General features: G+C 72.6%; 21 protein-coding genes. 8 read left to right on the plus strand and 13 right to left on the minus strand.

Annotated features, from left to right (window positions below):
- Positions 1-135: 135 nt before the first annotated feature.
- A complete protein-coding gene (locus ACIRRH_RS08890; protein WP_403063783.1) occupies positions 136-1,614 on the minus strand; it encodes a purine-cytosine permease family protein in 1,479 nt (492 codons plus the stop codon).
- A 241-nt stretch (positions 1,615-1,855) separates the two neighbouring features.
- Between ACIRRH_RS08890 and pepN the strand changes: the two genes are divergently transcribed.
- The 3 genes from pepN to ACIRRH_RS08905 all read left to right on the plus strand — a co-directional run bounded on the left by pepN (position 1,856) and on the right by ACIRRH_RS08905 (position 5,172).
- Entirely contained in the window at positions 1,856-4,345 is a 2,490-nt protein-coding gene (gene pepN, locus ACIRRH_RS08895) for an aminopeptidase N (RefSeq protein ID WP_403063786.1), read from the plus strand.
- A 27-nt stretch (positions 4,346-4,372) separates the two neighbouring features.
- Positions 4,373-4,603, plus strand: a complete 231-nt coding sequence (locus ACIRRH_RS08900) for a hypothetical protein (RefSeq protein WP_403063789.1) — start codon at positions 4,373-4,375, stop codon at positions 4,601-4,603.
- Positions 4,604-4,773: 170 nt separating this feature from the next.
- Complete coding sequence (locus ACIRRH_RS08905; protein WP_403063792.1) at positions 4,774-5,172, plus strand: hypothetical protein; 399 nt, start codon at positions 4,774-4,776, stop codon at positions 5,170-5,172.
- Positions 5,173-5,316: 144 nt separating this feature from the next.
- On the opposite strand, the gene ACIRRH_RS08910 is transcribed toward ACIRRH_RS08905, so the two are convergent.
- Genes ACIRRH_RS08910 through bioB form a run of 4 tightly spaced genes read right to left on the minus strand, consistent with a single transcriptional unit; the run spans position 5,317 to position 9,128 of the window.
- Positions 5,317-5,763 (minus strand): hypothetical protein, encoded by a 447-nt coding sequence (locus tag ACIRRH_RS08910; RefSeq protein ID WP_403063795.1) that lies wholly within the window; start codon positions 5,761-5,763, stop codon positions 5,317-5,319.
- 52 nt (positions 5,764-5,815) lie between these two features.
- Positions 5,816-6,574, minus strand: coding sequence for a dethiobiotin synthase (gene bioD / locus ACIRRH_RS08915; RefSeq protein ID WP_403063798.1), 759 nt, complete (start codon positions 6,572-6,574; stop codon positions 5,816-5,818).
- A complete protein-coding gene (locus ACIRRH_RS08920; protein ID WP_403063800.1) occupies positions 6,571-7,875 on the minus strand; it encodes an adenosylmethionine--8-amino-7-oxononanoate transaminase in 1,305 nt (434 codons plus the stop codon). Before ACIRRH_RS08920 ends, bioD begins: the two co-directional genes overlap by 4 nt.
- Before the next feature lie 23 nt (positions 7,876-7,898).
- Positions 7,899-9,128, minus strand: coding sequence for a biotin synthase BioB (gene bioB / locus ACIRRH_RS08925; protein ID WP_403063803.1), 1,230 nt, complete (start codon positions 9,126-9,128; stop codon positions 7,899-7,901).
- A gap of 236 nt (positions 9,129-9,364) precedes the next feature.
- On the opposite strand from bioB, the gene ACIRRH_RS08930 reads away from it, so the two are divergent.
- On the plus strand, positions 9,365-10,219 hold the full coding sequence (locus ACIRRH_RS08930; protein WP_403063806.1) for a hypothetical protein: 855 nt from the start codon (positions 9,365-9,367) through the stop codon (positions 10,217-10,219).
- Between the two features lie 115 nt (positions 10,220-10,334).
- On the opposite strand, the gene ACIRRH_RS08935 is transcribed toward ACIRRH_RS08930, so the two are convergent.
- The 6 genes from ACIRRH_RS08935 to ACIRRH_RS08960 all read right to left on the minus strand — a co-directional run bounded on the left by ACIRRH_RS08935 (position 10,335) and on the right by ACIRRH_RS08960 (position 17,816).
- Positions 10,335-12,827, minus strand: a complete 2,493-nt coding sequence (locus tag ACIRRH_RS08935) for a DEAD/DEAH box helicase (protein ID WP_403064716.1) — start codon at positions 12,825-12,827, stop codon at positions 10,335-10,337.
- Positions 12,828-12,915: 88 nt separating this feature from the next.
- Positions 12,916-13,578, minus strand: a complete 663-nt coding sequence (locus ACIRRH_RS08940; RefSeq protein ID WP_403063809.1) for a hypothetical protein — start codon at positions 13,576-13,578, stop codon at positions 12,916-12,918.
- Positions 13,571-14,056: a hypothetical protein gene (locus ACIRRH_RS08945; protein WP_403063812.1), complete on the minus strand. Its 486-nt coding sequence runs from the start codon at positions 14,054-14,056 to the stop codon at positions 13,571-13,573. The genes ACIRRH_RS08940 and ACIRRH_RS08945 overlap by 8 nt, the downstream gene beginning before the upstream one ends.
- A 286-nt stretch (positions 14,057-14,342) precedes the next feature.
- The gene (locus ACIRRH_RS08950; RefSeq protein WP_403063814.1) at positions 14,343-15,050 is read right to left on the minus strand and encodes a hypothetical protein; all 708 of its coding nucleotides are present in this window, start codon (positions 15,048-15,050) and stop codon (positions 14,343-14,345) included.
- Positions 15,051-15,087: 37 nt separating this feature from the next.
- Positions 15,088-17,319: a hypothetical protein gene (locus ACIRRH_RS08955; RefSeq protein ID WP_403063817.1), complete on the minus strand. Its 2,232-nt coding sequence runs from the start codon at positions 17,317-17,319 to the stop codon at positions 15,088-15,090.
- Between the two features lie 44 nt (positions 17,320-17,363).
- On the minus strand, positions 17,364-17,816 hold the full coding sequence (locus ACIRRH_RS08960) for a hypothetical protein (protein WP_403063820.1): 453 nt from the start codon (positions 17,814-17,816) through the stop codon (positions 17,364-17,366).
- 176 nt (positions 17,817-17,992) lie between these two features.
- On the opposite strand from ACIRRH_RS08960, the gene ACIRRH_RS08965 reads away from it, so the two are divergent.
- Positions 17,993-19,201 carry an 8-amino-7-oxononanoate synthase gene (locus ACIRRH_RS08965; protein ID WP_403063823.1) on the plus strand — a complete coding sequence of 403 codons (1,209 nt, stop codon included), beginning with the start codon at positions 17,993-17,995 and terminating at the stop codon, positions 19,199-19,201.
- Between the two features lie 23 nt (positions 19,202-19,224).
- Here the strand turns inward: ACIRRH_RS08965 and ligD are convergent, their stop codons facing one another.
- On the minus strand, positions 19,225-20,232 hold the full coding sequence (gene ligD / locus ACIRRH_RS08970; protein WP_403063826.1) for a non-homologous end-joining DNA ligase: 1,008 nt from the start codon (positions 20,230-20,232) through the stop codon (positions 19,225-19,227).
- A 66-nt stretch (positions 20,233-20,298) separates the two neighbouring features.
- On the opposite strand from ligD, the gene ACIRRH_RS08975 reads away from it, so the two are divergent.
- Entirely contained in the window at positions 20,299-21,360 is a 1,062-nt protein-coding gene (locus ACIRRH_RS08975; RefSeq protein WP_403063829.1) for an ATP-dependent DNA ligase, read from the plus strand.
- Positions 21,361-21,417: 57 nt separating this feature from the next.
- Here ACIRRH_RS08975 and ACIRRH_RS08980 read toward each other — a convergent pair whose 3' ends face one another.
- A complete protein-coding gene (locus ACIRRH_RS08980; protein WP_403063832.1) occupies positions 21,418-22,935 on the minus strand; it encodes a serine hydrolase domain-containing protein in 1,518 nt (505 codons plus the stop codon).
- A gap of 484 nt (positions 22,936-23,419) precedes the next feature.
- Here ACIRRH_RS08980 and tdh point away from each other — a divergent pair, with 484 nt between their 5' ends.
- Positions 23,420-24,448, plus strand: coding sequence for an L-threonine 3-dehydrogenase (tdh, locus tag ACIRRH_RS08985; protein WP_224283715.1), 1,029 nt, complete (start codon positions 23,420-23,422; stop codon positions 24,446-24,448).
- Positions 24,449-24,500: 52 nt separating this feature from the next.
- The gene (locus ACIRRH_RS08990) at positions 24,501-25,694 is read left to right on the plus strand and encodes a glycine C-acetyltransferase (protein WP_403063835.1); all 1,194 of its coding nucleotides are present in this window, start codon (positions 24,501-24,503) and stop codon (positions 25,692-25,694) included.
- The last annotated feature ends 177 nt before the right edge of the window (positions 25,695-25,871 follow it).

Raw genomic sequence — 25,871 nt, forward strand, 5'->3', positions numbered from 1 at the left:
CGCGCTGGCCGGCCCCCCGGGGGGGGGGCGCCCGGCGCCCCCCCCCCCCCCCCGGCGCGCCCCCCCCCCCCCCCCGGGGGGGGGCCCCCCCGCCCCCCCCCCCCCGGGGCTGTCCGGGGGTGTCGGGGCGTGCGGTCAGACGGTGACCCGTTCGGTCCGCTCCGCCTGGCGGCCGACGGGCTGCTCGGCGGTGGCCGAGGTGTTCTCCCGGGGGGCGGGGAGCACGGCCATGATCACGCCGGAGATCACGATGGTCGCCGCCCAGGCGAGCCCGTACCTGCCGACGGGAGTGTCGGAGAGCGGGCCGGCGAACCAGTCGCACTTGGTGAAGGCGAGCCCGATCAGCAGCGCGAGCACCCAGGACACCATCGCCTGCCAGCAGAAGCCGCCCTTGTACCAGTACCGGCTGTTCCTGCTGGTGTCCATCAGCGCGGCGGCGTCGTAGCGCACCGCACGCGACCGGCGCCGGAACATGTCCACCGCGTAGACACCGATCCAGGCCGAGAAGGAGACGGCGAGCAGGATCAGGAAGGTGATGAAGGAACCCAGGAAGCTCTTGGCGACCAGCATCAGCAGCAGGCCGCCGACCAGCGAGATCACGGCGTTGATGCTGACGGCCATGGCGCGCGGCAGCCTGACGCCCATGGTCTGCGCGGTGAAGCCGGCCGAGTACATGGAGAGGCTGTTGATCAGCAGCATGCCCACGATCGCGGTCAGCAGGTAGGGCACGGCCAGCCAGGTCGGCAGCAGGTCACCGAGGAAGGAGACCGGGTCCGCGGCCTGCGCCAGGCCGGGCGAGGCCACCGCCATCACGGCGCCCATCAGCACCATCGGCACCATCACCAGGCCGGCGCCGGAAACCGTCACGCCGACGATCTTCCTGCCGGAGGCGGCGTGCGGCAGGTAGCGGGCGAAGTCCGGGCCGGTGGGGACCCAGCTGATGCCACCGGCGGCGATGGTCCCGATGCCGGCGATCATCATCGCCGTGGTGCCCGCGGGCTTGGAGAAGACCTCGCTCCAGTGCATGGTCGCGACCAGGTAGCCCAGCACCAGGACGCTGAAGACGCCGAAGAGGTACGTCGACCAGGTGTTGCAGACGTTCAGCGCCTTGCGGCCCATGCCGGAGACCAGGAAGGTGCAGGCGACGAAGGCGAAGAGCGTGATCACGATCAGCGCGGTGTTGCTCTTGACGCCGAAGAGCAGGTCAAGGACGGTCAGCACGGCGTAGGCACCGGTGACGGCGTTGATCGTCTCCCAGCCGAACCGGGCGATCCAGAGGATCGCGCCGGGGAAGAGGTTCCCGCGCACCCCGAAGGTGGCCCGCGAGAGGGTCGCGCCCGGCGCCCCGCCCCACTTCCCGGAGACCGACAGCACGCCGACCATGCCGAACGAGACGAGCGCGGCGCACGCGGCGACGATCAGGACCTGCCAGAAGTTCAGGCGGTTGAACACCACCAGGGCCGCACCCATGGTGAGAAGGAGGACGCTGATGTTCGCCGCGACCCAGGTCGGGAAGAGCTCGCGGACCCTGCCCCGGCGCTCGTGGTCGGGGACGGGTTCGATACCGCGGGTCTCTATCGCGCCGTTGGTGTCGGCGGTGGACAGGTTGTCCATGAGGGTGGCTCCGTGCGTGTGAAGCGGGAGATTAATCGGGCAAATGGAACATCTATGGAACTCTTCGCGCGTAGCACGGGAGTTGTTTCATCCTACTTTGCTCCGGCTGTTACCTGATTGATGCGATTGCTCGCCGACGGTGAGGAGTAGGGCGGTCGGGAGGCCCCCGGCGTTTCCCCCGGCGCGTCCGAGGCCGGAAAACGGGTGCCGCCGGCCCGTCGGATGGAGCAGCATGACCCGCATGTCCGACACCTCAGTACTCACCCGCGCAGAGGCCGTCGAGCGCCACCGTCTGCTCGACGTCCGCACCGTTCACCTCGACCTCGACCTGACCCGCGGCCGGGAGGTGTTCGGCTCCACCACGGTGATCCGCTTCGGCTGCACCACCCCGGGCGCCGGGACCTACGTGGATGTCAAACCGGCCGGACTCCACCGAGCGGTGCTGAACGGCCGCGAACTGGACGTCGACGCGCTGCGGGCCGGGCGCTTCCCGCTGACCGACCTCGCGGCCGACAACGAGCTCACCGTCGAGGCCGACATGGCCTACTCGCACACCGGCGAGGGCATGCACCGCTTCGCCGACCCCGCCGACGGCGAGGACTACGTCTACACCCAGTCCTTCCTCGACGACGGCCCGCGGGTGTTCGCATCCTTCGACCAGCCCGACCTCAAGGCGCGGTACACGGTGTCCGTCACCGCGCCGCCGCAGTGGACCGTGGTCGGCAACAGCGTGGGCCGCCAGGTCTCGCCCGGCCGCTGGGAGTTCGCGCCCACCCCGGCGATCAGCAGCTACCTGGTCTCGGTGGTGGCCGGCCCGCTGCACTCGGTGCGCGCCGAGCACGACGGGATCCCGCTCGGCCTGCACTGCCGCCGCTCGCTCGCCGCCCACCTGGACGCCGACGCCCCCGAGCTGCTGGAGATCACCCGGCAGGGCTTCGACCACTACCACCGGGTCTTCCGGCACCGCTACCCCTTCGACAGCTACGACCAGTGCTTCGTGCCGGAGTTCAACGCCGGTGCGATGGAGAACCCGGGCTGCGTCACGCTGCGCGACGAGTACGTCTTCCGCTCCGCCGTGGCCGACACCAAACGCGAGGAACGCGCCCTGGTGGTGGTGCACGAGATGGCACACATGTGGTTCGGCGACCTCGTCACCATGAAGTGGTGGGACGACCTGTGGCTGAACGAGTCCTTCGCCGAGTACATGGCCTACAGCGTCACCGCCACCTCCACCCGCTTCACCAGCGCCTGGACCGGCTTCGCCGCCGACCGCAAGACCTGGGGCTACGACGCCGACCAGCGCCCCTCCACCCACCCGGTGGCCCCCGGCACGGTGGACGACACCGCCCAGGCGCTGCAGAACTTCGACGGCATCTCCTACGCCAAGGGCGCCGCCGCACTGCGCCAGCTGGTCGCCTGGCTCGGTGAGGAGGCTTTCCTGGCCGGAGTCAACGACTACTTCGACGAGCACGCCTTCGGCAACGCCACCCTCGACGACCTGCTCCGCGCGCTGGCGGCGGCCAGCGGCCGCGACGTCCACGGCTGGGCCGACCGCTGGCTGCGCACCACCGGCGTGGACACCCTGCGGTGGACCGACGGCCGGATCGAGCACACCTCGGCCGACGGCGGGCGGCGCCCGCACCGGCTGACCGTGGGCCACTACCGACGCACCGCCGAGGGCGCCCTGGAGCTGGCCGACCGCGTGCCCCTCGACCTGGCGGCCGACGGCACCGTCGCGCAGTCGGCCGCGGCCGAACTGACCCTGCTCAACGACACCGACCTCAGCTTCGTCAAGATCCGTCTCGACCCCGGTTCCTGGGAGACCGTGCGTTCCTCGCTCGGCGCCGTGCCCGAGGAGCTGGCCCGGGCGGTGCTCTGGAGCGCCGCCCGGGACCAGGTACGCGACGGGGAGCTGGCGCCCGGCGAGTACCTGGAGCTGGTCGCCGCCCACCTGCCCGGCGAGACCTCGGTGCACCTGGTGGACGCGGTGCTCTCCTTCGCCCGCGAGTTCGTGGTGGACTGCGCCGTGCCGCCGGCCGGGCGGCCGGCGGCACTGGCCGGACTGGCACAGGCCTGCCGCACCCTGCTGCGCCGCACCGACGGCGAGCCGGACCGCACCGGCCTGCGCCTGGTGGCCGTGCGCGGCGTGATCGGCACCGCCGTCGGCGAGCCGCAGGCCGCCGAGCTGCGTGACTGGCTGGCGGCCGGCACGGTGCCCGGCGGACCGCTGCTCGACCCGGACCTGCGCTGGCAGCTGCTGCTGCGGCTGTGCGTGCTCGGCGCGGCGGGTGAGCCGGAGATCGCCGCCGAGCTCGCCGCCGACCCCAGCGACACCAGCGAGCAGGGTGCCGCCCGCTGCCGGGCCGCACTGCCCGACCAAGGGGCCAAGGAGGCCGCCTGGCAGACGCTGTTCCACGGCGAGCTCTCCAACTACCTGGCCACCGCCACCGCCAGGGGGCTGTGGCAGCCCGAGCAGGCCGAGCTCCTGGACGAGCTGACCGTGCGCTACTTCAAGGAGCTGGGGTCAGCCGCCGGCCGCCGCGGCCCCGCACTGGCCCGGGTGCTCGCCACGGCGGGCTTCCCCGCCTTCGCCGCCACCGAACAGACGGTGCGGGCCGCCGAGGCCTGTCTGGCCGACCCGGACCTCACCGCGGCGACCCGGCGCGGACTGGTGGACCAGCTGGACACGCTGCGCCGGGCCGTCCGGGCGCGGGCACTGACCGAGCAGTAGCAACCGGCGGGCGGCGGCGCGACCCGGGTGGTCGCGCCGCCGCCTTCCACCCACGGGCGTGTCAGGAACAGCGCCGCCGCCTGGTCCAACGCACCGACGCTCTTCGCCCGGGCGCGCGCCGCCGGCGGTGACCGGTCACCCGAGCGGCCGGCGCAGCCGCCGGCCACGCTGCACGTCGGCCGCCACTTCAGCCTCAGCCTGCCGCAGGCCCTGGTGCGGGAGGCCGCTTCCCCGGCCGTCCTGCCGGGGACCGCCTGATCCGGGGGCACGGCCGTCAACCGGCCGGGCGGGTCTCCGCCTTGGGGCGCGAACGGTGTGGGAACGGTCCGTGAATTGTTCCCCGGTCGGGTGGACTGTCCGGTCGGCCGCCGGGGCCCTGCGGGCATCATGGGCCGCGACCGGGACGTCGCGGAACAGGGAGTCGCCCGATGGGAAGGCCGATGGCGGAGTTCGGCTGCGCGAAGTGCTACGGCGAGGACGAGCGGGCGGTGTGGGGGCGGCAGCGGGAGGGCTTCGAGCACGAGGCGGAGGTGGTGGACGGCTCGCGCTTCTCCGTCAACCTCCGGCGCTGCCGGGACTGTTCGCAGCAGTTCGTGTGGATCTTCACCGAGGTCGTCGACTGGATGGGCGGGGACGACGCCCAGTACGTGACGATCATGCCGCTGACCTCCGCCGAGGCCACCGGTCTGAGGAGCGGGACCCTGCGCCCCCACGACCTCGGCGCACTCGGCCGCGGCCGCCGCCACCTGAACCACGACTGGCCCACCGGCGGCCCGGCCCGCCTGCACTGGCGCTCCGGCCGCTTCCTCGTCGCGGAGGGACGCTGAGCGGTGGTGCCGCCGCCCCGCCGAATCGGCGGGGCGCCGGGCGGCTGCTTCGTCCGGAACTTGCTCGTGGCAGGGTGGATGAGGGTACGGACACAGCAGCGTGGGCTTCGAGGCGACTCGAAGCCCACGCTGTTTCTCGATTCCTCAGCTGTCGTTGAGGGCGTAGCTGCGGAAGGTGGCGAGGAGGGGCAGCACCTCGGTCTTGCTGGGCTCCTCGGTGACGGCCCGCATCGCGTCGATCACGGTGTGGGCGATGATCTTGGTGACCGAGAGGTCGTCCGGGGCCGCGAGGGTGCCCCAGGCCTTGAGGGTCTGGTTGAGCAGGGCGCTCATCCGGGCGCCGATGTTGGAGCTGACGGCGTCGGAGATCTCGGCGATCTCCTCGTCGCTCATGGTGGCGCGCAACCCGAAGGCGAGCGCCATCAGGGTGTCCATGGCGTGCTCGCCGTACGCGGCGACCAGCGCCGGCAGCGGCCGTTCACCGAGGCTGCCCGCCGCCAGGGCGGACAGCGCCTCGTCGTCGTCCTTCCATGCCGCCTCCAGGGCGGCCAAGGCCCGCAGGGCCTCGTCCATGGTCAGCCCGTCTGTCATGGAAGGAACGGTATTGAGCCGCCCCGGCTTCCGACAGGGCGGGGAGCCGGGATCACCCCTTCGAGCGAAGTGGGGCCGATTCGGGCCGGTGGAGGCTCGCGAAGTGCTCCACGTCCCAGGTGCCGCCCAGCTCGGGGGCCAGCGAGGCGTACGCGAGGGCGGCGAAGTCCTCGCCGCCGCCCGCCCGTTCCGGCAGCGCGCCGAGCAGCGGGGCGCCGGCGGAGCGGGGCAGGTCCGCGAGGTTGCACCGTTCGGCGAGGCCGGGATCGCTGGGCCAGGAGCCGACCAGGACGCCCGCGAGGGGGAGTTCGCGGGCCGCCAGGGCCTCCGACGTGAGGGAGACGATGTTGAGCGTGCCGAGCCCGGCGGAGGCGATCAGCAGCACCTCGGCGGGGAGCCCGGTGTCCAGGACGGCCCGGGCCTGGTCGGCGAGCGTACGGCCCTCGTCGTCGTAGCGGACCAGCAGCCCGCCCGCGCCCTCCACCAGGACGAGGTCGTGTGTGGAAGCCAGTTCGGCGACGGCCTCGGCCACCTCGGCGGGGGAGAGGTACGGCAGACCGGCCCGCCGGGCGGCCGTGTCGGGCGCCAGCGGCTCGGGGTAGCGCACCAGCTCACGGAACGTCAGTTCGCCTGCGAGTCGGCGCACTTCGGCCGCGTCGCCGGGCTCGTCCGGGGAGACCCCTGTCTGCCCGGGCTTGAGCACGGCGACCTTCAGCCCGGCTCGCAGCGCCGCCGAGGCGACCGCCGCGGTGGCGACCGTCTTGCCGACGTCGGTGTTGGTGCCGGTCACGAACAGGATGCGCGCGCTCATCCGGCCACCGCCGCGGCGGTCACGGCGGCGGCGATCCGCGCCACGTCCTCGTCCTGCGTCACATAGGGGGGCATGGTGTAGATCAAGTCCCGGAACGGCCGCAGCCAGACGCCCGCGCGGGCGGCCGCCTCGGTCGCCGCCGGGACGTCCACCGGGTGGTCCAGCTGCACGACGCCGATGGCACCCTGGACCCGGACGTCGCGCACGCCGGGGACGTCCGCGGCCGCCGCGAGGCCCTCGGCCAGCCCGGCTTCGATCCGGTTCACCTCCACCGACCAGTCCTGCCCGAGCAGCAGTTCCAGCGAGGCGTTGGCGACCGCGCAGGCCAGCGGGTTGCCCATGAACGTCGGCCCGTGCGCGAGCACCGGCACCTCGCCGCGGCTGATCCCGTCCGCGACCTCGCTCGTGCACAGCGCGGCGGCCAGCGTCAGGTAGCCGCCGGTCAGCGCCTTGCCCAGGCACATCACGTCCGGCGAGACGCCCGCGTGGCCGGCGGCGAACAGCGCGCCGCTGCGCCCGAATCCGGTGGCTATCTCGTCGAAGACCAGCAACACCCCGTACCGGTCGCACAGTTCGCGCAGCATCCGCAGGTACTCGGGGGAGTGGAAGCGCATCCCGCCCGCGCCCTGGACCACCGGTTCGACGATGACGGCGGCCAGCTCGTCGGCGTGACGGGCCATCAACTCCTCGAAGCGCGCGGCGTATTCGGGATCGATCGGGGCGTCGAACCCGGCGGGCGGCTCCGGGGCGAACAGCTGGCCGGGCAGCACCCCGCCCCACAGGTGGTGCATCCCGCCGTCCGGGTCGCACACCGACATCGGGTGGAAGGTGTCCCCGTGGTAGCCGCCGCGCCAGGTGAGCAGCCGGCGCTTGGCCGGCCGCCCGGTGGACTGCCAGTACTGGAGGCACATCTTCATCGCGACCTCGACGGCCACCGAGCCCGAGTCGGCGAGGAAGACGTGCCGCAGCGGCTCCGGGGTGATCTCCACCAGCGTGGCCGCGAGCCTGACGGCGGGCTCGTGGGTGAGCCCGCCGAACATCACGTGGCTCATCCGTCCCAGCTGCTCGCGCACCGCATCGTCCAGCACCGGGTGCCGGTAGCCGTGGATCGCCGCCCACCAGGACGACATCCCGTCGACCAGCTCGCGCCGCCCGCCCGCGACCGGCTCGGCCAGCCGCAGCCGAACCCCCGAGGCGGACTCGACCAGGTACGGGGTGGTGGTCCCGGGCATCGGCCCGTACGGGTGCCACACGTGGGCGCGGTCGAGGGCGAGCAGGCTGTCGGCGGACGGCTGGAGCATGGTGGGCGGTTCTCCCGTGAGTATCAGGCGTTGGGCGCGAGTTCGGTGCCGGCGCCGCGGCGGCGGACCTTCACGAGGTCGCTGCGGAGCTCGTCGTTCCCGGGCTCTCCGGCCGGCGGGGCGTCGGCGACGGCCTCCGGCGCGGGGGCGCCGTGCGCGTGCCCGCCGCACGGCCCGCAGCCGCCGCTGCCGCAGGCCGAGGCCGCGGTGCCGCAGCCGCCGGCGGCCTGGGCCGCCTCGGCGACGTCCGCGCGGTGGCGCGGCAGGGTGGCCTCGCCGGCGCCCTCGACCTCGAAGCCGGCGTCCTTGATCATGTCGAGGTCGGTCTGCCCGGCCTGGCCCTCGCTGGTCAGGTAGTCGCCGAGGAAGATGGAGTTGGCGATGTGCAGGCCGAGCGGCTGCATCGAGCGCAGGTGCACCTCGCGCCCGCCCGCGATCCGCACCTCGGTGTCCGGGTTGACGAAGCGGACCATCGCCAGGATGCGCAGGCAGCGCTGCGGGGTGAGGTTCCACTCCTGGGCGAGCGGGGTGCCCTCGAACGGGATCAGGAAGTTGACCGGGACGGAGTCCGAGCCCAGCTCGCGCAGCGCGAAGACGACGTCGACCAGGTCCTCGTCGCTCTCGCCCATGCCGGCGATCAGGCCGGAGCAGGCGGACAGGCCCGCGCCGTGCGCCTTCTGCACGGTGTCCACCCGGTCCGCGTAGGTGTGGGTGGTGGCGATGTCGCCGTAGGTGCCCTCGGAGGTGTTGAGGTTGTGGTTGTAGGCGTCGGCGCCGGCCGCCTTGAGCCGCTCCGCCTGGTTGTCGGAGAGCAGGCCGAGGCAGACGCAGATCTCGACCTCCGGGTCCGCGTCCTTGATGGCGGCCATGGTGTCGGTGACCCGGTCGATGTCGCGGTCCGTCGGGCCGCGGCCGCTGGCGACCAGGCAGACCCGCTTGGCGCCGCCGGCCACCCCGGCACGGGCGGCCTCGGCGGCCTGGTCCGGCTTGAGCCAGGTGTACTTGAGGATCTCGGCCTTGGACCCGAGCCGCTGCGAGCAGTACGAGCAGTCCTCCGGGCAGAGCCCGCTCTTCAGGTTCACCAGGTAGTTGAGCTTGACCCGGCGGCCGAACCAGCGGCGGCGCACCTTGCCGGCCGCGGCGACCACGTCGAGCAGCTCGTCGTCGGTGGTGGCGAGGACGGCCAGGGCCTCCTCGCGGGTCGGGACTTCGCCGCGCAGGCCCTTGGCGGTGAGGGTATCGAGCAGATCCATGGGGCGATCCTGCCTGGTCGTGATCGAGCGGCGCCAGAGCAAACCCGCCAGAAGATCGGTGTGAGGATGTGCCGATTGCCACAGTGTCGAAGGTCACGGCTCCGCCGCTGGTCACGCGCTTGACGCGGGGCCGGGCCGCCGGTTACCGGCGGGTAGCGACCGGGCCCGGCACACGGTGATCCACAACCCCCGACCCCGTGATCCACGCCACCCGGGGGGTGCTTAGAATCTGCGCCATGACCACGCAGGGGGAGCGCATCCCGACTCCGGGAGAAGGCCGGGAAGGCCGGGCAGAGCAGCGGGTCGGCGGGGGCGCCGACGCCGACGGGGGGAAGGAGCGCAGGCGGGGCCGTCGACTGACGGGCCGTCGCGCGGCCGGCTGGATCGTCGTGGTCGGAGTGGTCGCGGCCGGCGGATGGATCATCACCCGCCCGACGCCCGGCGACTACATACCCGGGCTCGGCCCGTCCACCAAGGACGCGTCCGCAACGCCGCGCGTGGTGGGCTCCCCGCCGCCGCTCACCGACCCCGAGGCCCTCAACGTCGACAACATCTTCCCCGCCCAGCGGCCGGTCGAGGTCGGCACCTTCAAGGCGCGGCGCAATGGCGTCCGGCAGGGCGAGAACTGCGTCGAGGTGCTTCAGGACCGTACCCAGGACCCGCTGAAGGACACCGGCTGCCAGGGCTACCTGACCGTCAGCTTCACGGGCCAGGACCGCCCGGTGCTCAGCAGCGTCACCTTGCTGCGCTTCCCCGACCAGCCCTCCGCCGCCAGGGCCGCCGAGGCCCTGCGGGCCAAGCCCGGCGCGGTCGCCTTCATCCTCGCCGACGCCTCCACCGCCCCCACGCAGCCCCCCGGCGGCGTCAAGCCGGGCGGCGAGCCGCGGATCGAGGCGGTCGGGCACTACGTGACGGTCGCCAGTTCGCGGCCTGGCGACGGCCGCCCGGCGGGCTCCACCGCGAGCGGCACCGGGACGCCGGCCGCGCCGGCCCCGACGTCCACCGGCACGGGGCCCAGCACCGAACAGACCCTGGACGAGGCCACCCGGGCGCTCTCCTACGCGGCGGGCTCGCCGTTCGTCTGGATCTGACGACCCCGTGGCGACCCCGTGGCGGCGCCGTGGCTTGGTGACGCCTCCCCGGGACGCGGCGGATCCCCCCGGAGGCCTTGCTCCCGGGGGGATCCGACGGACCGTGGGCTCCGGCTCAGCCGCCGAGCCGGTCCACCGAGGTCACCCGCAGCACCGCCCGGCCCTCCTCGTCCGAGCCGTACAGGTCGACCTCGGCGCTGATGCCCCAGTCGTGGTCGCCCTCCGGGTCGTCGAAGATCTGCCGGACCCGCCAGGCGGAGTCCTCCTCCTCGATGATCAGCATCTTCGGGCCGCGCGCGTCCGGGCCGGTGCCGAGGTCGTCGTACTCCTCCCAGTACCCGTCCATGGCGTCCGCCCAGCGGTCCGCGTCCCAGCCGTACTCGCCGTCCAGCTCGCCGAGCTCCTCGTAGTGCTCCAGCGCGCACAGCTCGACCCGGCGGAACATCTCGTTGCGCACCAGGACGCGGAAGGCTCGGGCGTTGGCCGTGACCGGCGCCGGCTTGTCGTCCAGGCGCACCTCGGCGGCCTGCGGCTCGGTCGGGTTGGCCAGCTGCTCCCACTCGTCCAGCAGGCTGGAGTCGACCTGGCGGACCAGCTCGCCGAGCCAGGCGATGACGTCCTTGAGGTCGTCGGTCTTCACGTCCTCGGGGACGGTCTGCTCCAGCGCCTTGAACGCGCCGGCCAGGTAGCGCAGCACGATGCCCTCGGTACGGGCCAGCTCGTAGAAGCCGACGTAGTCCGAGAAGGTCATGGCCCGCTCGTACAGGTCGCGGACCACCGACTTCGGCTGCAGCTGGTGGTCACCGATCCACGGGTGCGCCCGGCGGTACACCTCGTAGGCGTGGGTGAGCAGCTCCTCCAGCGGCTTCGGGTAGGTGATCTCCTGGAGCCGCTCCATCCGCTCCTCGTACTCGATGCCGTCCCGCTTCATCTCGCCGATGGCCTCGCCGCGCGCCTTGTTCTGCTGGGCGGCGAGGATCTGGCGCGGGTCGTCGAGGGTCGCCTCGACCACCGAGATGACGTCCATCGCGTAGGACGGCGAGGTCGGGTCGAGCAGCTCGAAGGCGGCCAGCGCGAAGGTGGACAGCGGCTGGTTGAGCGCGAAGTTCTCCTGGAGGTCCAGGGTGAGGCGCACGATCCGGCCCTCGGAGTCCGGCTCCGGCAGCCGCTCCACCACGCCGCCCTCCAGCAGTGAGCGGTAGATGGCGATCGCGGTGCGGATGTGGCGGCGCTGGGCGGCCCTGTCCTCGTGGTTGTCGGTGAGGAGCTTGCGCATCGCCTCGAAGGCGTTGCCCGGGCGGCCGATCACCGACAGCAGCATCGCGTGGCTCACCTTGAACCGGGAGACCAGCGGCTCCGGGTCGGCGCCGATCAGCTTGTCGAAGGTCTCCTCGGTCCAGCCGACGAAGCCCTCCGGCGCCTTCTTGCGCACCACCTTGCGCTTCTTCTTCGGGTCGTCCCCGGCCTTGGCGATCGCCTTGTCGTTCTCGATCACGTGCTCGGGCGCCTGGGCGACGACCTGGCCGACCGTGTCGAAGCCGGCCCGGCCCGCGCGCCCGGCGATCTGGTGGAACTCCCGGGCGCGCAGGATCCGCACCCGCTGCCCGTCGTACTTCGACAGGGCGGTGAACAGCACCGTGCGGATCGGCACGTTGACGCCGACACCGAGCGTGTCCGTCCCGCAGATCACCTTCAACAGGCCCGCCTGGGCGAGGCGTTCGACCAGCCGGCGGTACTTCGGCAGCATGCCCGCGTGGTGCACGCCGATGCCGTGCCGGACGAACCGGGAAAGGTTGCGGCCGAACTTCGTGGTGAAGCGGAAGTTGCCGATCAGATCGGCGATGGCCTCCTTCTCCGCCTTCGAGCACATGTTGATGCTCATCAGCGACTGGGCCCGCTCCACCGCCTCCTTCTGCGTGAAGTGCACGACGTAGACCGGCGCCTGGCCGGTCTGCAGCAGCTCCTCCAGGGTGTCGTGCATGGTGGTGCGGCGGTACTCGTAGAACAGCGGCACCGGGCGGGTCGCGTTGCGGACCACCGTGGTCGGACGGCCGGTGCGGCGGGTCAGGTCCTCCTCGAAACGGCGGACGTCACCGAGGGTCGCCGACATCAGCAGGAACTGCGCCTGCGGCAGCTCCAGCAGCGGGATCTGCCAGGCCCAGCCGCGGTCCGGCTCGGCGTAGAAGTGGAACTCGTCCATCACGACCTGGCCGATGTCCGCCCGGGTGCCGTCGCGCAGCGCGATCTGGGCGAGCACCTCGGCGGTGCAGCAGATGATCGGCGCGGTCGGGTTCACGCTCGCGTCACCGGTCATCATGCCGACCTGCTCGGTGCCGAACATCTTCACCAGGTCGAAGAACTTCTCCGAGACCAGCGCCTTGATCGGGGCGGTGTAGAAGGTCCGCTGCCCCTCCGCCAGCGCCGCGAAGTGGGCTCCCGCCGCCACCAGGCTCTTGCCCGACCCGGTCGGCGTCGCCAGGATCACGTTGTTCCCGGACACGAGCTCGATCAGCGCCTCCTCCTGCGCCGGGTACAGCGTGATCCCCCGCTCCTCCGCCCAGGCTGCGAACGTCTCGTACAGCGCGTCGGGGGTGGCGGGCTTCGGCATCAGATCAAGGAGGGTCACGCGGCTATCTTGCCTGCTCGCCGCCACCCCGGGCAAAGCCCGGGGCCGCGGCGGGTGGGTCAGGAGGGCACTAGAACGGTGCGGCGGGCGCCTGCGCGGCCAGCTGCGGAGCGTTCGTGCAGCCCTGGGCGCGGACGGACTCCTTCGCGACGCGCAGAGCGGCGTCCATCCGGATCCGGTGGACCTCGGTGACGGGGATGTCGGGGGATCCGCGGCTGCCGGTGATCGTGATCAGGCGGTACGGGAAGCTGGTGGGCCGCCCGTCCGCCTCCACGTACTCGCAGTGGAGCAGCAGCTGCACCGTCCCCTCGTGGAACAGCCAGCCCTGGGCCCCGGGGCCGAAGTCCAGCGACGCGGGGACGACCGGCTGCCAGCCGGCCGCCTCCGCCTTGGTCTTCGCCTGCCGGAACTTCTCGTCGCGCCGACTGGTACTGATGTCGGCGAGCACCTCGGAGGTGCCGCCGCGCTTGCGGGTGACGGTGCAGGCAGGGTCGCCGGCGCGGACGTCGATGTCGGCGAACGTCGCCTTGCCCTGGAAAGCGGCGGTCTTGCCGTCCGGGCCGGTCAGCGCGGCGAGGTCGTCGTGGGTGAACGCGTTCCAGCACGCGCTCTGCGGCGCCTCGGCCGACTGCCAGGGCTTGAGGTACCAGAGCCCGCCGCCGGCCCCGGCGACGAGCACCACCGCGCCGATCGCGATCGGCAGGACACGGCGGCGGCGCGGCTGGTCAGCCATCGGCCTTCTCCTTCGCGAGTTCCGGGACGGCGGGGGCGGCGGCGGGCAGCTGCACCTGGTTGGTGCACTGGTACTCGGCGACGGCCACCCGGGCGATCTTCAGCGCGACATCGGCGTACGCCTGGCGGGACTTGGCCGGCGAGGCGCCGCCGACCGGGTCGCCGCCTACGTCGACGCGGAGGTACTGCGGGGCCTTGCGGTCGGGCTTGTCCGAGGCGGGGACCTGGAAGTCGCAGCGGACGTAGAGGCGGACGTGGTGGCTCGGGTAGGTGCTGGCCAGCCCGACCGCGCCGGGGCCGAAGTCCAGGTCGGCGACGGAGTAGTGCTGCGCGGTGTCCTGGGCGCGATCGGCGTCGACCCCGTCCCAGGCGGGGGCGACCTGGACCTCCAGGAGGAACCGGCCGGAGCCGTCGTCTCCCTGCCAGCTGACGTAACAGTCGTTGCTGCGGACCCAGGACTCGTCCGGCGCGGTGGGCATCTGGATCCGGGGGCATGCGGTACGGGTTCGAACGCCTCCCCGTACGGCCCGGCCAGCGGTTTCAGGTCGTCCTTCGACAGCGCCGACCAGCACGCGCTCCGCGCGATCTCCAACGACCGCCACGGCTTCCACACCCACAGCCCGCCACCTGCGACCACGGCCACCGCGAGGCCCCCGGCCAGCCACCGCCGCCACCGCGACGGTGGTGGCGGCGGGTCGTCCGGTGAGCGCGGGATGATGTGTGCGACGTCAACCATGGTTCGGGTAGGTCCTGTTGCCGGTCGGGCTAGGACGGGACACGGGGGGCGGTACCGGTCAGCGTCACGGTGTTCCGGCACTCGTACGCGGTCGCGGCGGCCCTGCCGATCTTGAGGGCGATGTCCGCGTATGCCTGGTGGGCCTTGCCGAGGGAAGCGCCGTCGACGACGTCCCCGGAGACCAGCACGCCGAAGTACTTCGGCGGGGGCTGGTCGCTGTCGTCCCGCGGGGCGTCGTAGTCGCACGGTACGTAGAGCCGGACCGACGCTTCCCCGTGAGGGGTGTCGCTGGCCGTGATCCACCCGGTCGTGCCGGGGCCGAAGTCGAGCGGGGTGACCGATCCGCCGTTGGCGTCGTTCCTCCGGTCGGCGTCGATCCGGTCGCGTGCCGGTCGTACCTCCGCGTCGAGCAGGATGGTCGCGTCCGGCCACATGACACGGCAATGGGTGTCACGGCTCGAGCCGGGCTTGGCGGGGGTGTACATCTCGCGGGACGGCCTGGACTCGGTGGCCTTCCCGTCCGGGCCCGTCAGCGGCTTCAGGTCGTCCGCACTCAGGACCCCCCAGCACGCGCTCTGCGGCAGTTCCACCGACTGCCAGGGTTTCCACACCCACAGCCCGCCGCCCACCGCCGCCGCCACCGCGAGGGCGACGGCGGCGTGCCAGGGTCGGACCCGGGACCGGCGCCGGGGCGGGTCGTCCGGGGACGGCGGGATGATGTGGGCGACGTCAACCATTTCTCAGCGCTCTCGTGGCAGGTGGTGGGACGTGGGATCAGTTCTTGTGGATTGCATCGTGGTACAAGCTCCTGCCGCTGTTGTAGCCGGTGTCCTCCTCCTGGGCGGCTCGGCGGGCCACGTCGTTGATGTAGTTCGGGTCGGCGCCGGTGTTGCGGCCGGCATCGTGGATGGCGTTGAGGATCGCCTGGTGCGACTTGCGCTCGGCATCCGCCCTCGCGGTGGTGGCCTCGTCGCTGGCGTCGTTGTGGGTGTCCACCTTGTAGCCGTTGGCGACGTTGTCCATGATCTGGTTGACCGCGGTGTCGATGCCCTCGCCGATCAGGGGTGCTCCCCCCTTGATCGCGTCGCCGGCGAACGACCAGACCTGGCCGGCGATCTCCCGCTTGGTGTCGACGGCGGCGTTGAACTCGGCGTCGCTGGCGGTGTGCTTGTCGTAGATGGCTTCGATCATGGCGCTGGTGATCAGACCGTTGACCTTCCCGGCCGGGTTGGCGACGTTCTCGACCGCCATGCCCAGGTCCTTGTGCAACTCGGGGTGGGCCAGCACGTCCTGGAGCTGGGCCGTGGTGTACGCCTGCTGCGCGGCCGCGATCGAGGCATAGGCATCCGGATCCTGCCCGAGCACACTGAGTAGGCGCGCGACCTGGGGTTGGCCAAAGAGGTCCGAGCCGGCGCCCGCTCCCTCCAGCGCGTTCTGGACGTTGCCGATGTAGTTGGCGGTCATGTTCCCGAGGCTGCCGTTGAGGTTCGCGAACAGGCCGCCCTTGAGCAGGTCCGGGCCGTCCTTGCTGCCGAACCTGTCCACCACCACCTTCATGACGTCGTTCATCGCGGCGGTGTGCGGGGGGAACCTGCCGTCCACGTCGTCGTACGCCCTGCCCGTGGTGGCCGCCTCCAGGGCGTGGCCCAGGGCGCTCACGTCGAAGGGGTCGGCGGTGCCGGGGTTGGGCCGGGGCGGGTACTGCTGGTCGAGCAGGAGGGATCGGGGGCCGGTGTCGGTGAGCATGTCGAGGTAGGTGTTCTTGGCGCCGGTGCTCTTGACCGTGCCGTCCGGGTTGTAGGTGGTCGGCGCGTCGTGGAAGAACTTGGTGGCGGCCTCGGGGTTGTGGCCGAGCCCTTCCAGGATGGCGGACATCGGGTTGATGCCCCGGATGTTGCCGTCCTTGTCGGGCACGCCGATGAACTTGAGCTCGGTGTACGGGTACGTGGCCTTGGTGGCCGCGTCCCAGCGCATCGGGTTCTCCTGGGTGAGCTGGGTGACGTGCTCCGCGATCGGGTTGAGGAAGTGCGCGTCGTACTTCCCGTTGCGCAGCAGGTTCGCCATGATCTGGTACCCGTACGGGCTGTGCGCCGGGTCGGCGCCGGGCGGGACGGGGATCTGCTTGGCGCCGGCCGCGCGGAACCGGGTCTCCCAGTCGTCCGAGACGTGCAGCGGCTGCTTGGTGTCGGTCGCGGTGGCCAGGGTGAGGCCCAGGTCCTTCTGGATGGCCTTGATCGCGGCGCTGCGGGCCGGGCTGTTGGCGTAGTCGCCGCTCTGGGCCATGGCGCCGTACTTGGCCATGAAGGTGCCAGGGTCCTGGTTGCCGTAGAAGGAGGTGGCGAACCGCGGGTCGTTCTTGTGGTGCTCCAGGATGTCCTGGAGGTGCTTGACCTGGGCGTCGGTGGCCTGGTCGCCGAGGCTGAGGATGTAGGTGGCCGCCTTGGCCTCCTCCTCCGGGATGCCGCCGACCGGGTTGGCGTTGAACGCGGTGGCGTCGCTGCCGGTGTCGTCGCTCAGGGCCCTGGAGGCGTCGAGGTCGGCCTCGGTGGCGCGGTCTATCGCGGCGCCTATCGCCTTGGCCGCCGTCTCCGCCTTGGCCTTCCAGACCCTGGCGTACTCGGCGTCCTTCTTGTCCGCCTGGGTGGTGGGCGGCGGCCAGTGCACCGCGCCCTCGTCGTCGACGGTGAGGCCGTCGGCGACGGCGTGCTGGACGGCGGTGGTGAGGTCCGTCTTCGCCGCTGTGATCTCGGTGTGGGCGTCGCGGAGCGTCTTCGCCAGGGCCGAGGCCTCCTCGAAGGCCGCGTGGATCTGGTCGCGGGCCCAGGTGAGCTTGGCGTTGGCGAGGCCGGCGGCGTCGCCGTGCCAGCCGGACTGCTGGATGGTGCCGAGGACCTCGGTCTGCATCCGCTGGGTGAGGTCCCACTTGCGGACGAGGTTCTCGAAGTCGCCCGCCGCCGAGGCGAGGCTGCCGAGGTCGACCTGCTTGAGCTGGCTGTACGTCACCATGGTGGTGTTGCTTCCCCCCGTTTGTGCTGCGCCTGTGCTGCCGACTAGCTGGTGGCGCCCTGTGCCTGGTTGAAGTTGGCCTTGATGTCGGAGTCGGTCTTGCTGTAACTCCCGGCCGTGGTCTGCAGGTTGGTGCCAATGTCGCCGACGGTGCTCTGCAGCCCGCTGGACTGGCTGGTCCAGCTGCCCCAGGTGGCGGTGAGCGCGCCGCCGAGGTTCCAGCCCTTGAGGGACCCGGCGGCGGCGTTGACGTGCGCGCCGGGCTGGTCGCACTCGGTCTTGACGGCGTCCCGCAGGGCGAAGGCGTTCTGCGCGGCCTGCTGGAGCGCGCCGGCGTTCACGGCGATGGTCTTGCCGCCGCCCGCCGGGCCCAGCGAGACCGGGGCGGCGTTGGCCCCGGCGAGGTCCGGGAACTGCTTCTTCGCGGCTTCGGTCAGGTTGCCCTTGTCGTCGAAAAGCCACGGATTCATGCGACGCTCGAATTCGAGGTCGGTCATGGTTACCCCCCAGGTAAAGAATGCAGCATGGAGCGTACTATTTCCGCGGACGCGGTTTCGGTGAATTGAATATTGACGCCCAGTTAACACCTGGTGAATCACAACAAAAGCGGCTGGTCCTTACTGTGCCGAGCCGCACATTGCCCGACACGCGGTGGCGTGCCAGAGTGCCGGACATGAACCATCCGCTCGCGGCCGAGCCGCGCCCCTCCGCCCCCGCCCCCGCCGCCGCTCCTGCGCACGTCTTCGACTGGCTCGACGAGACGGCCGCGATGCGGGCGGAGGCCGGACTGACGCGGACGCTGCGCAGCCGGGCGGCGGACGACCCGGTGCTGGACCTCGCGGGCAACGACTACCTGGGGCTGACCAGGCACCCGGTGGTCACCCGGGCGGCGGCGGACGCGGCGCTGCGCTGGGGCGGAGGCTCGACGGGGTCGCGGCTGGTGACCGGGACGACCGCGCTGCACACCGAACTGGAGGAGGAGCTGGCCGAATTCTGCGGGGTGGAGGCCGCGCTGGTGTTCTCCTCCGGGTACACGGCCAACATCGCGGCGCTGACCGCGCTCACCGACCCGGACACCCTGATCGTCTCCGACGCCTACAACCACGCCTCGCTGATCGACGGCTGCCGGCTCTCCCGCGCCGACGTCCACCGGGCCCCGCACAGCGACCCGGCGGCGGTCGCCGAGGCGCTCGCCGGGCGCGCGCAGCGGCGGGCGCTGGTGGTCACCGACTCGGTGTTCTCGGTGGACGGCGACGCGGCCCCGCTGCCCGCGCTGTCCGCCGCCGTCCGCGCGCACGGCGCGGCCCTGCTGGTGGACGACGCGCACGGGCTGGGCGTCCTCGGCCCCGGCGGCACCGGGGCGCTCGCGGCGGCCGGGCTCGCAGGGCAGCCGGACACCGTGGCCACCGCCACCCTCTCCAAGTCGCTCGGCTCCCAGGGCGGCGCCGTCCTCGGCCCGCGCCGGGTGATCCGCCACCTCACCGAGACCGCCCGCACCTTCATCTTCGACACCGGCCTCGCCCCGGCCGCCGCCGGAGCCGCCCTCGCCGCCCTGCGGCTGCTGCGCGCCGAGCCCGCCCGCGCCGAGCGCGCCCGCGAGGTCGCCCGCACCCTGGCCCGGCAGCTCACCGCCGCCGGGCTGCGGGCCTGCGAGCCCGAGGCCGCCGTGGTCTCCGTCCGCGCCCCCGGCCCCGAGGCCGCCGTCGCCTGGGCCGCCGACTGCCGCCGCGCCGGCCTCGCCGTCGGCTGCTTCCGCCCGCCGTCCGTCCCGGACGGCATCTCCCGGCTGCGGCTGACCGCCCGGGGCGACCTGACCGACGGGCAGATCGCCGAGGCCGTCCGCATCGTCGCCGAGCTGGCTCCGGCGGGCGCGCGGAGCTGAAGCCCCGGGGCCCTACTTCTTCTTCACTTCTTCTTCGCCCGGCTCGGCTGTACCCGGGTGGGCTCGCCGGCCGCCTTCGGGTGGTCCGGCGGGTACGGGAGTTCGCCGAGGCCCTCGTCGCGCAGCTGCTTCTCGTACAGCTCCAGCAGGGCCTCCAGACGGAACGCCTGGCCGTCCATCTCGGCGTTCAGGTCGCCCAGTTCGGCGAAGCGGGCGGGGACGGTGCGCAGGTCGAAGTCCTCGGGGGCGGCGTCGTCCAGTTCCTCCCAGCGCAGCGGGGCGGAGGCGGTGGCGCTGGGGCGGGCGCGCAGGGAGTAGGCGGAGGCGATGGTGCGGTCGCGGGCCATCTGGTTGTAGTCGACGAAGATCCGCTCACCGCGCTCCTCCTTCCACCAGGCGGTGGTGACCTTCCCGGGCATCCGCTGTTCCAGCACCCGGCCGAGCGCGATCACCGCGTGCCGTCCGTCGGTGAACGTCCACTCGGGCGCCAGCGGCACGTAGACGTGCAGTCCGCGCCCGCCGGAGGACTTGGGCCAGCCGCGCAGCCCGTACTCCTCCAGCAGGGCGCGCAGCTCGTGGGCGGCGCGGACGGCGTCGTGGAAGTCGGTGCCGGGCTGCGGGTCGAGGTCGATGCGCAGCTCGTCCACGTGGTCGGTGTCGGAGCGCCGCACCGGCCAGGGGTGGAAGGTGAGGCAGCCCAGGTTGGCCGCCCACAGCACGGCGGCCGGCTCGGTGGGGCAGATCTCGTCGGCGGAGCGGCCGCTCGGGAACTCGATCCGGGCGGTGGGCAGCCAGTCCGGCAGACCCTTGGGCGCGCGCTTCTGGTAGAAGAACTCGCCGTCCACCCCGTCCGGGAAGCGCTGCAGGGTGGTCGGGCGGTCGCGCAGCCCGCGCAGCACTCCGTCGGCGACGGCCAGGTAGTACTGCGCGACGTCCAGCTTGGTGAAGCCGCGCTCGGGGTAGTACACCTTGTCCGGGTTCGACAGCCGGACGGTGCGTCCGGCGACATCCAGTTCCACGGCTGAGCCCACGCCCCTCACGCTAAGCGCCGAACGCCCGGCGCGCGCCCCGAGAGGAACCGGGCGAGGATCGGTCGCATGGACCTGCCCGTGATGCCGCCGGTGGCGCCGATGCTCGCCAAGTCGGTGGCCGAGATCCCGCCGGGGATGCAGTACGAGGCCAAGTGGGACGGCTTCCGCTCGGTCGTGTTCCGCGACGGCGACGAGGTGGAGCTCGGCAGCCGCACCGGCAAGCCGCTGACCAGGTACTTCCCCGAGCTGGTCGAGGCGTTCAAGCGGGAGCTGCCGGCGCGCTGCGTGCTGGACGGCGAGGTGGTGATCGCCCGGGGCGGCCGGCTGCGCTTCGAGGAGCTGCTGGAGCGGATCCACCCCGCCGCGAGCCGGGTGAAGCTGCTCGCCGAGCGGACCCCGGCCTCCTTCGTCGCCTTCGACCTGCTCGCGCTCGGGGACGAGAGCCTGCTGGACGAGCCGCTGTCGGTGCGCCGCCCGGCCCTGGAATCCGCGCTCGCCGACGCCGCGGACCCGGTGTTCACCGCCCCGGCCGCCACCGACCTCGACCTCGCCCGGACCTGGTTCGCCGAGTACGAGGGCGCCGGGCTGGACGGGGTGGTGGCCAAGCCGCTGGACCAGCCGTACCGGCCGGGGGAGCGGACCATGTACAAGATCAAGCACGAGCGCACCGCCGACTGCGTGGTGGCCGGCTACCGCGAGCACAAGAGCGGCCCGGTGGTCGGCTCGCTGCTGCTCGGCATCTTCGACGACGACGGCAGGCTCCAGCACGTCGGCGTCTGCGCCGCCTTCTCGATGGCCCGTCGCCGCGAACTCGCCGAGGAGCTGGCCCCGTTGCGGATGGAGGACCCCTCCCGACACCCCTGGGGCGGCTGGGCGGACGAGGCCGCGCACGCGGAGGGCCGGCTGCCCGGCGCGGTCAGCCGCTGGACCGGCGGCAAGGACCTCTCCTGGATCGCGCTGCGCCCGGAGCGGGTGGTCGAGGTCGCGTACGACCACATGGAGGGCACCCGGTTCCGGCACACCGCGCAGTTCCGCCGCTGGCGGCCGGACCGCACGCCGGGGAGCTGCACCTACGCGCAGCTGGAGGAGCCGGTCTCGTACGACCTCGGCAAGGTGCTGGGGATCTGACGATGCGCCGGAGGCCCGACCCGGACGACCGGGCCGGGCCTTCGACGTGGTTCGGGTTCAGGAGATGTGCAGCGTGGCGGTGCCGGTGGGCACGGCCGGAGTGGTCGCCGTGGGCGAGACCGCCGGCGAGGGGGAGGCTGTGGGCGAGACCGCCGGCGACGGCGACGCCGTGGGCGAGACCGTCGGCGAGGCCGTGGGCGAGGGGGAGGCCGTGGGCGAGGGGGAGGCCGTGGGCGAGGCCGTGGGCGAGGCCGAGCCGGGCGGGGTGGGCAGTGTGTAGACGTTGTTCGGCGAGACGATCTGGGTGATCGCCCGCGCCAGGGACGTCGAGGGCTCCGAACCGTTCTGCTGGACATCGGTGTTGAGCAGGATGGCCAGGCTGGCCTGAGCCTGCGGCAGGTAGAGCACCACGCTCTCGTACCCGGGCAGCGAGCCGTTGTGGCCGATCCACCCGTGGGTGGTGAACACCCCGAAGCCGTAGCCGAGGTCGGGGGTCGTTCCGACGGCCTTGAACTTCAGCCGCTCCGCCTGGGTGGCCGGCTTGAGCAGTGGCTCGCCGGTGGCCAGCACCTTCGACCAGGTCTGGAGGTCGGCGAGATTGGAGACGGCGGCGCCGGCCGCCCAGCCCCAGGACGGGTTCCAGGTGGTGGAGTCCTCGACCGCGCCGCTCTGCGTCTGGTTGGTGTAGCCGTGGGCGTGCGGGTCCGGGAAGGCCGCGTCGGTCGGCAGGGACGTCCTGGTGAGCCCGGCCGGGGTGAACACCTGCTGGTTCAGGAAGTCCTGGAGGGGCTGTCCGCCGGCCTTCTCGACCACCAGGCCGAGCAGGATCAGGTTGGTGTTGGAGTACTCGTACTTGGCGTCCGGGGCGAAGTTCGCCGGGTGCTTGAACGCGTACGCGAGCAGTTGGTCCGGGGTGAAGGGCCGGTTCGGGTCGCTGAAGAACGCCTGCTGGAAGTCCGGGTCCCGGGTGTAGTCGAACAGGCCGCTGCGCATCCCGCCGAGCTGGCGCAGGGTGATGCCGTCGCCGCCGGGCACGTTCGGGACGTACTTGGAGACCGGGTCGTCCAGGCCGAGTTTGCCCTGGTCGACGAGCCGCAGGACGGCGGTGGCGGTGAAGGTCTTGGTCACGCTGCCGATGCGCATGTACAGGTCGGGGGACATCGGCGTCCCGGCGTCCTTGTCGGCGACGCCGAAGGTGCGCTGGTAGCTGCCGTCGGGGGTGGTGTAGCCGACGATCACCCCGGGGATGGAGGCCTGGCTCATCACCTGCCTGATCGCGACGTCCAGGCGGCTCATGACGTCCGGGGTGAGCCGCACCACCCCGCCGGAGGGGCTGCTGTTCGGCGTGGGGGACGGCGTGGGGGACGGGCTGAGCGCGGCCGGCTCGGCGGTGACCGCCGGACCGGCCTGCTGCGCGGGGTTCGAGTCCCCGGAGCAGGCGGAGACGGCGAGCAGGCCGGTCAGCGCGAGGGCGGCGGAGGCCACCCGTGCGGAGCGGGCAACGGCCGCCCGCGGCGAGTGGGGTATCCGCACGGAGCGGGGTGCGGTCGGGCACGGGCGTCGGGTGTCGGTCATCAAGGCGCCTCTCCGGGGCGGTCGGCCCCTTGGCGAAGGGCCCCGGAGCGCTGCTCGGCCAGGCCGGAGTGCTGCTCCACGGGGCTGCGGGGGAGCGTCGCCACCGTAAGCACCGCCGCCGTGCGGCCGCGCGCGGGTCGGCGCCCGTCTGGACCGAACGGGAGCACCGTCAGCCGGGTGCCCCGCCGGGCCGGCAGGCCGTGGTCGGGCGCCCCGGGAGGCCGGCGGCCGGTGTCGCGGCGGCCGCCCCGCGCTCGGCCGGACGGGTGAGCACCGGCACGCCGCACCCGTCGTCGGCCGCGGCTCGGGCACGATCGTTCAGCCCAGCTGTGGCCGCCCTTAAGAATTCCTCGATGGACCGCACCCGCTCCGACCAGGCAGATTTCTGCCTGCCCGGAGCGCGTCCGTCACGAGCGGCCGAACCGGGCCCCCTCGGCCTGCCCCCGAACCCGCAGGCCGCCCCACCCGCACGTCAGGAGCCGCCGTGAAGGCACTCGTCAAGCAGCAGGCCGAGCCCGGGCTCTGGCTGATGGACGTCCCCATGCCCGAGATCGGCCCCGGCGAGGTGCTGATCAAGGTGCTGCGGACCGGCATCTGCGGCACCGACCTGCACATCCGCAAGTGGGACGGCTGGGCCCAGCAGACGATCAGGACCCCGCTGGTGCTCGGCCACGAGTTCGTCGGCGAGGTCGCCGAGATCGGCGCCGGCGTCGCGGACATCGCGGTCGGCGACCTGGTCAGCGGTGAGGGCCACCTGGTCTGCGGCAAGTGCCGCAACTGCCTGGCCGGCCGCCGCCACCTGTGCCGCAACACCATCGGCCTGGGCGTCAACCGCGACGGCGCCTTCGCCGAGTACGTGGCGCTGCCCGCCTCCAACGTCTGGGTGCACCGGGTGCCGGTCGACCTGGACGTGGCCGCGATCTTCGACCCGTTCGGCAACGCCGTGCACACCGCGCTGTCCTTCCCGCTGATCGGCGAGGACGTGCTGGTCACCGGCGCCGGCCCGATCGGCATCATGGCCGCCGCCGTCGCCAAGCACGCCGGCGCCCGCCACGTGGTGATCACCGACGTCTCCCCGTACCGCCTCGACCTGGCCCGCAAGGTCGGCGTGACGCTGGCGCTCGACGTCTCCCAGCACACCATCGAGGAGGGCCAGCAGAAGCTCGGCCTGCGCGAGGGCTTCGACGTCGGCCTGGAGATGTCCGGCCGCCCCGAGGCGATGCAGTCGATGATCGCCAACATGACCCACGGCGGGAAGATCGCCATGCTCGGCCTGCCCGCCGAGCAGTTCCCGGTGGACTGGGCCTCGATCGTCACCTCGATGATCACCATCAAGGGCATCTACGGCCGCGAGATGTTCGAGACCTGGTACGCGATGTCCGTGCTGCTGGAGGGCGGCCTGGACCTCAGCCCGGTGATCACCGGCCGCTACCCCGCCACCGACTTCGAGGCCGCCTTCGACGACGCCGCGAGCGGCAACTGCGGCAAGATCATCCTCGACTGGACCGTCTGAGCCCGACTCAGCCCCGCCGAACTGCTCCCGCCGAACTGCCAAGGAGACCGCAGTGTTCGACAACGTGCGCGCCGACGTCGCCACCACCCTGGACGAGATCCGCGAGGCCGGCCTGTTCAAGCCCGAGCGGGTGATCGGCACCCCGCAGAGCGCGGCGGTCACCGTCACCGCCGGCGGCCGCCCGGGCGAGGTGCTGAACTTCTGCGCCAACAACTACCTCGGCCTGGCCGACCACCCCGAGGTGCTCGCCGCCGCCAAGGACGCCCTGGACCGCTGGGGCTACGGAATGGCCTCGGTCCGCTTCATCTGCGGCACCCAGGACGTCCACAAGGAGCTGGAGGACCGCCTCTCGGCCTTCCTCGGCCAGGAGGACACGATCCTCTACTCCTCCTGCTTCGACGCCAACGGCGGTGTCTTCGAGACCCTGCTGGACGAGCGCGACGCCGTCATTTCCGACGCGCTGAACCACGCCAGCATCATCGACGGCATCCGGCTCAGCAAGGCCCGCCGCCACCGCTACGCCAACCGCGACCTGGCCGACCTGGAGAAGCAGCTCCAGGACACCCAGGACGCCCGCCGCCGCCTGATCGTCACCGACGGCGTCTTCTCGATGGACGGCTACGTCGCCCCGCTGCGCGAGATCTGCGACCTGGCCGACCGCTACGACGCCATGGTCATGGTGGACGACTCGCACGCCGTCGGCTTCGTCGGCGCGAACGGCCGCGGCACCCCCGAGCTGCACGGTGTGATGGACCGCGTGGACATCATCACCGGCACCCTCGGCAAGGCCCTCGGCGGCGCCTCCGGCGGCTACGTCGCGGCCCGCCGGGAGATCGTCGCCCTGCTGCGCCAGCGCTCCCGCCCGTACCTGTTCTCCAACTCGCTGGCCCCGGTGATCGCGGCCGCCTCGCTCAAGGTGCTCGACCTGGTCGAGAAGTCCAACGAGCTGCGCGAGCGGCTGGCGGCCAACACCGCGCTGTTCCGCACGAAGATGACCGAGGCCGGGTTCGAGATCCTGCCCGGCGACCACCCGATCGCCCCGGTGATGATCGGTGACGCGGCCAAGGCCGGCCGGCTCGCCGAACTGCTGCTGGAGCGCGGCGTGTACGTGATCGGCTTCTCGTACCCGGTGGTGCCGCACGGCCAGGCCCGGATCCGGGTGCAGCTGTCCGCGGCGCACTCCACCGAGGACGTCGAGCGCGCCGTCGCGGCCTTCGTGGACGCGCGCGCCGAGCTTGAGGGCTGACCCCCACCCGGACTGCCCGTGGGCCGGACCGCTCGGAACCGGACCGGCCCACGGGCTCACAACCGCCGTGGGGGGGGGGGGGGGCGCGGCGCCCCCCCCCCCCCCCCCCCCCAACCCCCCCCCCCCCCCCCCCCCCCCCCGGGGGGGGCGCCCCCCCCCCCCCCCGCCCGCCCCCCC

It is taken from the genome of Kitasatospora sp. NPDC101235, assembly GCF_044767505.1.
Classification (GTDB): Bacteria; Actinomycetota; Actinomycetes; order Streptomycetales; family Streptomycetaceae; genus Kitasatospora.

Bases quoted from the DNA above. Each gene is read 5' to 3' on its own strand.
- ACIRRH_RS08905 (WP_403063792.1), top strand. From the start codon at position 4,774: ATGGGAAGGCCGATGGCGGAGTTCGGCTGCGCGAAGTGCTACGGCGAG.
- ACIRRH_RS08950 (WP_403063814.1), bottom strand. From the start codon at position 15,050: ATGGTTGACGTCGCCCACATCATCCCGCCGTCCCCGGACGACCCGCCC.
- pepN (WP_403063786.1), top strand. From the start codon at position 1,856: ATGTCCGACACCTCAGTACTCACCCGCGCAGAGGCCGTCGAGCGCCAC.
- ACIRRH_RS08890 (WP_403063783.1), bottom strand. From the start codon at position 1,614: ATGGACAACCTGTCCACCGCCGACACCAACGGCGCGATAGAGACCCGC.
- ACIRRH_RS08975 (WP_403063829.1), top strand. From the start codon at position 20,299: ATGGACCTGCCCGTGATGCCGCCGGTGGCGCCGATGCTCGCCAAGTCG.
- ACIRRH_RS08945 (WP_403063812.1), bottom strand. From the start codon at position 14,056: ATGCCCACCGCGCCGGACGAGTCCTGGGTCCGCAGCAACGACTGTTAC.
- bioB (WP_403063803.1), bottom strand. From the start codon at position 9,128: ATGGATCTGCTCGATACCCTCACCGCCAAGGGCCTGCGCGGCGAAGTC.
- ACIRRH_RS08930 (WP_403063806.1), top strand. From the start codon at position 9,365: ATGACCACGCAGGGGGAGCGCATCCCGACTCCGGGAGAAGGCCGGGAA.
- ACIRRH_RS08955 (WP_403063817.1), bottom strand. From the start codon at position 17,319: ATGGTGACGTACAGCCAGCTCAAGCAGGTCGACCTCGGCAGCCTCGCC.
- ACIRRH_RS08940 (WP_403063809.1), bottom strand. From the start codon at position 13,578: ATGGCTGACCAGCCGCGCCGCCGCCGTGTCCTGCCGATCGCGATCGGC.
- ACIRRH_RS08960 (WP_403063820.1), bottom strand. From the start codon at position 17,816: ATGACCGACCTCGAATTCGAGCGTCGCATGAATCCGTGGCTTTTCGAC.
- ACIRRH_RS08965 (WP_403063823.1), top strand. From the start codon at position 17,993: ATGAACCATCCGCTCGCGGCCGAGCCGCGCCCCTCCGCCCCCGCCCCC.
- ACIRRH_RS08920 (WP_403063800.1), bottom strand. From the start codon at position 7,875: ATGCTCCAGCCGTCCGCCGACAGCCTGCTCGCCCTCGACCGCGCCCAC.
- ACIRRH_RS08980 (WP_403063832.1), bottom strand. From the start codon at position 22,935: ATGACCGACACCCGACGCCCGTGCCCGACCGCACCCCGCTCCGTGCGG.
- bioD (WP_403063798.1), bottom strand. From the start codon at position 6,574: ATGAGCGCGCGCATCCTGTTCGTGACCGGCACCAACACCGACGTCGGC.
- ACIRRH_RS08910 (WP_403063795.1), bottom strand. From the start codon at position 5,763: ATGACAGACGGGCTGACCATGGACGAGGCCCTGCGGGCCTTGGCCGCC.
- ACIRRH_RS08935 (WP_403064716.1), bottom strand. From the start codon at position 12,827: ATGCCGAAGCCCGCCACCCCCGACGCGCTGTACGAGACGTTCGCAGCC.